9 protein-coding genes and 1 pseudogene are annotated in these 8,325 nt (G+C 74.5%); 8 read left to right on the forward strand and 2 right to left on the reverse strand.

The features are described from left to right. Window positions 1-57: 57 nt before the first annotated feature. From AA75_RS42810 to AA75_RS42825, 5 genes are all read left to right on the forward strand, one after another. Entirely contained in the window at window positions 58-915 is an 858-nt protein-coding gene (locus AA75_RS42810) for an alpha/beta fold hydrolase (RefSeq protein WP_033825959.1), read from the forward strand. A 448-nt stretch (window positions 916-1,363) separates the two neighbouring features. Then, window positions 1,364-1,510: a hypothetical protein gene (locus AA75_RS51330; protein WP_199520562.1), complete on the forward strand. Its 147-nt coding sequence runs from the start codon at window positions 1,364-1,366 to the stop codon at window positions 1,508-1,510. Between the two features lie 291 nt (window positions 1,511-1,801). Further along, complete coding sequence (locus AA75_RS42815) at window positions 1,802-2,440, forward strand: DUF6758 family protein (RefSeq protein ID WP_033825960.1); 639 nt, start codon at window positions 1,802-1,804, stop codon at window positions 2,438-2,440. Between the two features lie 62 nt (window positions 2,441-2,502). Further along, a complete protein-coding gene (locus AA75_RS42820; RefSeq protein WP_033825961.1) occupies window positions 2,503-3,351 on the forward strand; it encodes a PHP domain-containing protein in 849 nt (282 codons plus the stop codon). 178 nt (window positions 3,352-3,529) lie between these two features. After that, a complete protein-coding gene (locus AA75_RS42825; protein WP_033825962.1) occupies window positions 3,530-4,144 on the forward strand; it encodes a MarC family protein in 615 nt (204 codons plus the stop codon). Window positions 4,145-4,165: 21 nt separating this feature from the next. Here the strand turns inward: AA75_RS42825 and AA75_RS42830 are convergent, their stop codons facing one another. After that, window positions 4,166-4,810, reverse strand: a complete 645-nt coding sequence (locus AA75_RS42830) for a suppressor of fused domain protein (protein ID WP_082527264.1) — start codon at window positions 4,808-4,810, stop codon at window positions 4,166-4,168. Window positions 4,811-5,231: 421 nt separating this feature from the next. Here AA75_RS42830 and corA point away from each other — a divergent pair, with 421 nt between their 5' ends. After that, window positions 5,232-6,344, forward strand: a complete 1,113-nt coding sequence (gene corA, locus AA75_RS42835; RefSeq protein ID WP_033825963.1) for a magnesium/cobalt transporter CorA — start codon at window positions 5,232-5,234, stop codon at window positions 6,342-6,344. Between the two features lie 48 nt (window positions 6,345-6,392). On the opposite strand, the gene AA75_RS42840 is transcribed toward corA, so the two are convergent. Beyond that, window positions 6,393-7,283 carry a DMT family transporter gene (locus AA75_RS42840; RefSeq protein ID WP_051814384.1) on the reverse strand — a complete coding sequence of 297 codons (891 nt, stop codon included), beginning with the start codon at window positions 7,281-7,283 and terminating at the stop codon, window positions 6,393-6,395. A 236-nt stretch (window positions 7,284-7,519) separates the two neighbouring features. Here AA75_RS42840 and AA75_RS42845 point away from each other — a divergent pair, with 236 nt between their 5' ends. Together AA75_RS42845 and AA75_RS53265 are read left to right on the forward strand one after the other, a co-directional pair. Further along, window positions 7,520-8,059, forward strand: a complete 540-nt coding sequence (locus tag AA75_RS42845) for a hypothetical protein (protein ID WP_033825965.1) — start codon at window positions 7,520-7,522, stop codon at window positions 8,057-8,059. Between the two features lie 131 nt (window positions 8,060-8,190). Then, window positions 8,191-8,325, forward strand: a pseudogene (locus AA75_RS53265) (magnesium transporter); the annotation flags it as partial.

Genomic DNA, 8,325 nt, shown 5'->3' on the forward strand with positions numbered 1-8,325 from the left:
CACCGGGCGCGGCCGTAAGCTCGGAACCCCGTCCCGGTACCGAGGAGCACGCCGCCGATGAGCACCCCGCCGTTCCTGACCCTGCCCGCCTGCGCCCGGGCGTTGCGGCTGCCGACGGCCCGCGGGGAGTTCGCGCTCCTGCTGGCCGAGCCGGCCGGCCCGGCCCGGGGCACCGCGCTGCTGGTGCCCGGTTTCACCGGCAGCAAGGAGGACTTCATCGCCCTCCTCGAGCCGCTGGCCGACGCGGGGTACCGGGTGGCGGCGGTCGACCAGCGCGGCCAGTACGAGACCGGCGGTCCGGCCGACCCGGCCGCGTACGCGGTGGCGGAGCTGGGCCGGGACGTCCGGGCGCTGTCGGACGCGCTGGCCGACGGCGGCCCGCTGCACCTGCTGGGCCACTCCTTCGGCGGCCAGGTGGTCCGGGAGGCGGTGCTCGCGGCGGCCGGGGACGGTCCGCCCCCGTGGGCGTCGCTGACGCTGCTCGCCACCGGCCCGGGCGCGATCGACCCGGCCGAGGCCGCCCGGACCAAGCTGCTGGTGGACGCGCTGGCCACGATGGAGCTGGAGCCGATCTGGCAGGTGATGCAGCAGATGGAGAAGGCCCCGGCCGTCGCGCTGCCGCCGGAGGTCGCGGACTTCCTGCACCGCCGCTGGCTGGCCAACGTGCCGCAGGCGCTGAGCACCATGGGGGCGCACCTCGTCTCGGCGCCGGACCGGGTGGCCGAGCTGGCCGGGTGCCCGCTGCCGAAGCTGGTGCTGTCCGGGGTGCAGGACTACGCCTGGCCGGTCGAGGAGCAGTCGGCGATGGCCCGGCGGCTGGGCGCCGAGCGGGTCGTGGTGGAGGACGCCGGGCACTCGCCCAACGCCGAGCAGCCGGCCGCGACGGCGGCCGCACTGGCCGCCTTCTGGGGCTGACCCCGCCACCGCGTCACCGGACCTCAGGACCGGACCTCCCGGTGCCGGCCGGGCACCCCGTGCCCGGCCGCCCGGCACCGTGGGTTCACCGTGCCGCCACAGAGCAGGCGACAAAATTCGTTAGCTCGGGTAATATTTGATTCTGTCCGGGAATCACCCTGCCCGCTCAGCCACGTCCACCACCCCGTCCCGCACCGGCCTCGACGACGAGAGTCACCCGAAACCGGGACTTAACGGACGGGCAACCAGCCGGAAGCACCGACCGTGCACCGTGGTCCATGGGGCCGCAGCGCATCCGCCGGACACCGGCCGCCATCGGAGCACCACCGCCGACGGGGGGAGCGCGATGCGGGCACCAGCAGCACCGACCGGACCACCGCCCCAGCCAGGGCCGAGCCAGCCTCGGCCGACGACGCCCCGTTCACCGGGGCCAGGAAGGGAGAGGCCCATGCGCTTCGAGATCCTCCGCCTGGACGACGCCCAGGGCGCCGCCACCGACCGCCTGATCGCCGACGCCGAGACCGTCCGGGAGTACCTGAAGGCAGCCGCACTGACCGGCGAGCGCCTCTACATCCGGCCGTGCAAGGCGATCTGAGCGGGACCGGACCGGCCGAGGCCGCGTCCGACGTTCCGATACCCGGCTGACGCCCCGTTCCGCACCACGAGGAACGGGGCGTCAGTGCTTTCCCGGGCCTCCCGGCCCCGAAGGGCCGCGGGACCCGCGCGCCGGGCCTGCGACCAGCCCGGTGTTTGGCACCCCGGCCGCCGGGACATGCCCTACCGAGGCCGCATCCGCCACCGGCCGCACCTGGCCGGGCGGCGCGACGCACCACGTACGGGTGACCGTCCTTGACGCGGCGGACCGGAGGGAGGACCGTTGTCGGCTATGAGGGGCGAGCCAAGCTGCCCGAGGTGCGCCGGTCGGGTCCGCGCCCCAGGCCTGTTCTCCGACACCTGGCAGTGTGACCAGCACGGCGCCGTCTACCCGATGCAGCCCGTACTGCCGCCGAGCGTCGAGGCGCTCGGGGTGGCCGTGGCCCGTTCGCAGGTGCCCGTCTGGCTGCCCTGGCCGCTGCCCGTCGGCTGGCTCTTCACCGGCATCTCGCACGCAGGGGACGACCTCTCCGGCGCCCGCGCCACCGCGGTGGCCTGCTCCGGGCCCGCACCGCTGGGCGGCTTCGGCGAGCTGGTGCTGGTCGCCGAAGAGCTCGGCGTCGGTCTCGGCGCCCGGTACGCGGGGCTGCCCGGCCCGGACCCGGGCGACTCGGTCTCGCTCTACAAGCCCGCCGACGCCAAGCTGATGGCGGCCGGCCGGCCCACCCCGATGTTCCACGTGCCGGAGGCCCCGCCCGACCGCGCGGTGTACGTCGGCGAGGCCCGCGGGCTCTGGCTCTGGGCCATCGCCTGGCCCGAGCAGTCCGCCCTGCTGATGCACGACGAGCTGGTCATCACCGACCTGCGGGACGCGGGCGCCGAGCTCGGCCTGCTGCCCTGCGGCGCGCTCTCCCCGCGGCTGCTCGGCTGAGCGTCCGGGAGCCTCCCGCGCGCTGACTATCCTGGGGCCACCCGACCCACAGGAGCCCCGTCGTGCGCATCGACCTGCACGCCCACAGCAACGCCTCCGACGGCACCGACAGCCCGGCCGAGCTGGTCGCCGCGGCGGTCGCCGCCGGGCTGGACGTGGTCGCGCTGACCGACCACGACACCGTGGCCGGGCACGCCGAGGCCGCCGAGGCGCTGTCCGGCACCGGGCTGACCCTGGTGCCGGGCGCGGAGCTGTCCTGCCACACCGACGGCGTCAGCCTGCACCTGCTCGCGTACCTCTTCGACCCGGCCGAGCCGGCCTTCGCCGCCGAGCGGGAGCTGGTGCGCACCGACCGGTTCCGGCGGGCCCGGCTGATCGTGGAGCGCTGCCGGGAGCTGGGCGCGCCGATCGACTGGGCGCAGGTCGAACGGATCGCGGGACGCGGCTCGGTGGGCCGCCCGCACATCGCCAGCGCGCTGGTCGAGGCGGGTGTGGTGCCGACCGTCTCGGACGCGTTCACCGCGGAGTGGCTGGCCAACGGCGGGCGGGCCGACGTCCGCAAGCACGAGACCGATCCGGTCACGGCCGTGCGGCTGGTCCGGGCGGCCGGCGGGGTCCCGGTGTTCGCCCACCCCGGTGCGGCCAAGCGCGGGGACACCGTCTCCGACGAGGTGATCGCCGACCTGGCGGCGGCGGGCCTGGCGGCCCTGGAGGTGGACCACATGGACCACGACGAGCCGACCCGGGCCCGGCTGCGCGGCCTGGCGGCCGAACTCGGCCTGCTGACCACCGGGTCCAGCGACTACCACGGCGCCCGCAAGACGGTCCGGCTCGGCGAGCACACCACCGACCCGGCGGTGTACGAGGCCCTGGTCGCCCAGGCGACCGGCGCGCGGCCGCTCACCGGCTGACCGGCCGACCGGGGCGCAGGCGGCGGGAGAGCCGTCGGCGGGCGACCGCGCCGGGTGGCGGTGTCGCGCCGCGGCGCCACGGCCGGGCGGACATCACATGACAGAATCGGGCAATCCGTACGGAACGCCCAGTGAGAGAACCCGGCATGAGCGAGCCTCACCAGTGCGAGGCCGAGCGGTGAGCGTCTTCGACACCACCGTCTTCGGGTCGCTCTTCGTCACCCTGTTCGTGATCATGGATCCGCCCGGGACCATCCCGATCTTCCTGGCGCTGACCTCCGGCCGGGCCGCCCGGGTGCAGCGCCGGATGGCCTGGCAGGCGGCGGCGGTCGCGCTCGGCGTGATCACCTGCTTCGGCCTGTTCGGCCAGCAGATCCTGGACTACCTGCACGTCTCGATCCCCGCACTGCAGGTGTCCGGCGGGATCCTGCTGCTGCTGATCGCGCTCGACCTGCTCACCGGCAAGATCGACGAGCCGACCCAGACCAAGGACGTCAACGTCGCCCTGGTCCCGCTCGGCACCCCGCTGCTGGCCGGGCCCGGGGCGATCGTCGCGGTCATCCTGGCCGTGCAGAAGGCGGACGGCGGCGCCGAGTACGCGGCGGTCTGGGTGGCGATCGTCGTCATGCACGTGGTGCTCTGGCTGACCATGCGCTTCTCGCTGGTGATCATCCGGATCATCAAGGAGGGCGGTGTGGTGTTGATCACTCGGCTGTCCGGCCTGCTGCTGTCGGCGATCGCCGTCCAGTTGGTCGCCAGCGGCGTGTTCGCCTTCATCAAGTCGTACAGCTGACCGCCGCCGCGCGGCCGCGGATCAGTCCAGCGGGACGGCCCGGCGCTGCGGGTCGCGCAGGTCGGTGCCGTGCCGCAGCCAGCGCTCCTGCAGCGCCTCCGCGCCCTGCACCCGCTTGAACGCGGCCTCGTTCGGGGTCATCGGCAGCAGCGGCAGGAAGCGGACCGGCTCGGCCGGCTCGGCCAGTTCGAGGTCCTCGACCAGACCGCCCGGCTCGGCCACCAGCACCGAGGTGAACGGCGCGCCCGGCCAGAGCGGGGCACCCAGGTCCAGCGAGCCGCCGGGGGCCACCACCAGCCCTTCCACCTGCGGAGTCGCCGCGAACGTGGCCAGCGTGCGGAGCACCTCGTCGCGCCCCCCGCGGACGCTGAGCACCAACTCGGCGCGCGGACCCCGGACCGGGTCGGCCACCGCCGCGGACGGGTCGGCCATCGGTGCGGCAGACATCCCGAGCGTCGCGTAGCGGACCAGCGCGTCGGTGTCCGGACCGAAGCGCAGCACCTCGATCCGGTCCGCACCCAGGAAGGTGACCGAGGCCCGGCCGGCCGGTTCGCCGAACGCGGTCAGCAGTCTCGCCTCGACGGCGGCGAGGACCGCGGCCCGGGTCAGCTCCGACGGCTCGTCAGGAGTGGGGAAGTCACCGAAGAGCGGGAAATCGTGCGCCATGGACGCGACCTTAGCCGCCCTGCGGCCGGGCCGGGTTGGGGCACACTCCAACACGGCCCGAGCCATAGCTGTTAGTGTGAGGAGATGGCCACCCGAGTCTTCTGACACTCGGAGCCGCGGCATGAAGGAGGTGGTTGCGGTGGATACCAGCCGACCATGCAGTACCGGCAGCTCTGCCCGATCTGTCCGCCTCCGCCGCGACCTGCCCTGATCCCTCGGTAGGTAGGGCGGCGCCGCGTCCGGTCGGGAGAGCACCTTCCCCGGAGCCGAATCGTCCAAACTCCGCCCCTCACGCGGGTTTCCCGGACACCTGGCAGCCTGCCCGCTGCCGCTCGGCCCGGCATCCATCGGTGTTCCCGCCGTCGCACAGGCCGTCCACAGTGCCGCCGCGCGACGGTTCCTGCCCAAGGAGCCTGCTGCCATGTCGATGATCAACAGCCTGCGCGCCGCCGTCCGTCCGGGCCGCCGCCGGACCGACGCCTACGACCCGCTGCACCCCGGCCACCCCATCTCCGCCGTCGTCGACTGCGCGGTCTACCAGCACGGCAAGCGGGCCGGCGAGGCCTGCAGCCCGCGCGAGGCGGCCCGGCTGGTCAAGCTCTTCCAGCAGGAGGACACCGGCTCGTTCAGCTGGATCGGCCTGCACGAGCCGACCGAGGCCGAGTTCGAGGGCATCGCCCAGCGCTTCGGCCTGCACCCGCTGGCCGTGGAGGACGCGGTCCACGCGCACCAGCGGCCCAAGGTCGAGCGGTACGACGACGTGCTGTTCGCGGTCTTCAAGACCATCCGCTACGTCGACCACGACCAGCTCACCCCGACCAGCGAGGTGGTCGAGACCGGCGAGCTGATGGTCTTCGCCGGCCGGGACTTCGTGATCACCGTCCGGCACGGCGGCCACAGCTCGCTGCACGAACTGCGGCACCGGCTGGAGGCCGACGCGGACGGCTCGGGGCTGCTCGCCAAGGGCCCGGCCGCGGTGCTGCACGCCATCGCCGACCAGGTGGTGGACAACTACCTGCTGGTGGCGGACCGGCTGCAGACCGATGTGGACGAGATCGAGTTCGATGTCTTCGCCAACAAGGGCGGCCGTGGCGCCGACGTCGGCCGGGTGTACCAACTCAAGCGCGAGGTACTGGAGTTCAAGCGGGCCGTGACCCCGCTGCTGCGGCCGATGCAGCTGCTGTCGGACCCGCTGCAGCGGCTGGTCGACCCGGACATCCAGAAGTACTTCCGCGACGTCGCCGACCACCTGGCCCGGGTCACCGAGCAGGTGCACGGCTTCGACGAACTGCTCAACTCGCTGCTCCAGGCCAACCTGGCGCAGGTCTCGGTGGCGCAGAACGAGGACATGCGCAAGATCACCGCCTGGGCGGCGATCTTCGCGGTGCCCACCATGATCACCGGCATCTACGGCATGAACTTCGACTACATGCCCGAACTGCACCACAAGTACGGCTATCCGCTGGTGCTCGGCAGCGTGCTGGTGATCTGCGTCGGGATGTACCGGGGCTTCCGCCGCAACGGCTGGCTGTAGCCCCGCGGTCGCGGTGGCCCCGGATGGGCCGCCGTGGCGGCCCGGCCGTCAGCGGCGGCCGCCGCGGGCGACCAGGACCAGGCCGAGCAGGATCAGCGCGACCGCCGGGTACGCGGCCACCGGCGGCCACTGGCCGAGCCAGAAGGCGGCGATCAGGGCCGCGCCCGGGGTCTCCAGCAGGATCGCGGTCGAGGTGACCGACGGCCCCAGGGTGCGCACCACCCGGTTGCTGAGGGAGTGGCCGAGCAGTTGGGCGGCCACCATCAGCAGCACGATCTGCCACCACACCCCGGCCGGCCAGCCGGACAGCGAGGTGCCCGCCGCCAGGCAGGTGGCCAGCAGCACCACGGCCGTGGTGGCGTAGCAGATCAGGGTGTACGCGGTGGTGCTGACGGTCCGCCGGACCTCCGCACCGAGCAGCATGTAGCCGGCCGCCGCCAGGCCCGCGCCGAGCGCCAGCGCGTCACCGCGCAGCGCCCGGGCGGAGAGCGACAGGTCGACGCCGGTCAGCACCAGCACGCCGAGGAAGGCGACGCAGGTGCCGATCCAGACCAGCCGCGGGGGGCGGTGGCCGAACAGCCGCAGCAGCACGATGGTCCACAGCGGCGTGGTGGTCACCAGCGCGGTCGCGGAGGCCACCGAGGTCATCCGCAGCGAGGGCATCCACAGCGCGAAGTGCAGGGCCAGCAGCCCGCCCGCGGCCATCGCCAGCAGCAGCGCCCGGCGGCCGATCCCGCGCAGCTCGGCGCGGTGCCGCGCCAGCGCGTACGGGCCGAGGACGCCGACCGACATGACGTTGCGCCAGAAGGCGATGGCCAGCGCGGGCGCGGCGGTGGCGCTGATCAGGGGCGCCGAGAGCGAGATGCCGGCGACGGAGACGGCCAGCAGCAGCAGGTCGATCCGGGGCAGCGCGGGCGGCTGCCCGGCGGCGTCGGCCACCCCGGCGGGGGCGGCGGCGGTGACGTCGTCGGTCGGGGCGGCGGGCACGGCTCTCCTCGGTGGCGCAGGCGGGGGATCCGTCGGGACGGACCCGACAACGGTAAGGCCTCTAAACGGGCCATGGCACTGTCGTCCTGAGCGATGAGACGGGCCCGGGCCACCCGGGCGCGGCGGGCCCGCCGGTCCTGCAGCGCCCGGGACCGGCCGGGTCTCCCCCAGGCCTTACGCTGTGGGCCATGGAGCCTTCGACGACCACGGCAGCCGACCTCCTCGACCGCGCCCTGCTGGAGGAGGCCGCGAAGAAGTCCGGCCTGCTCTGGGTCAGGGCCGAGGGACAGCCGCAGGCGCGCGCCGTCTGGCACGCCTGGCACGACGGCGCGGTCGTGGTGGTCGGCGACGGCGCCGAGCAGCCGCTGCACGGCCTCGCGGCCGGTACCGCCGCCACCGTGACCGTGCGCTCCAAGGACAAGTGGGGGCGGCTGACCAGCTGGCCCGCCACCGTCACCGAGCTGGCCCCGCGGAGCGAGGCCTGGCTCGGGGCGGTCGAGGAACTCAAGGGCAAGCGGCTGAACGCGCCCGACACCGACACCATCGGCGACCGCTGGGCCCGCGAGTGCCGGGTGCTGCGGCTCGCCCCGGCGGGCGCGCTGAGCGAGCAGCCGGGCGCGATGCCCGAGGGCCCGCTCAGCGCCGAACCGATGCCCTCCCCCGCGACCACCCGGCAGCCGATCCCGGCCGGCCTGCCCCGGCTGCTGCTGCGGCGCCGCGGGCGCTGACCCGCGGGGCGGCGCGCCCGGCCGGTGCCGGGCCGTCACCCGCGCCGCAGGTCGGCGGGCTGGCCGGTGGCCGCCCGGGTAGCCTGGGCGCGGCGCACGGAGCGAGGCGGAGCGAGAGAGAGCGGGAGCCGATGGCAGGGCCAGGAAGCCGGGTCTTCATCTCCCACCTCTCCGGCGTGGCCGTCTTCGACCCCAACGGCGACCAGGTCGGCCGGGTCCGCGACGTCGTGGTGTCGCTGCGGATCGGCGGGGGCCCCCCCCGGGGG

The sequence above is a fragment of the Kitasatospora sp. MBT63 genome (assembly GCF_000710465.2).
Classification (GTDB): domain Bacteria; phylum Actinomycetota; class Actinomycetes; order Streptomycetales; family Streptomycetaceae; genus Kitasatospora.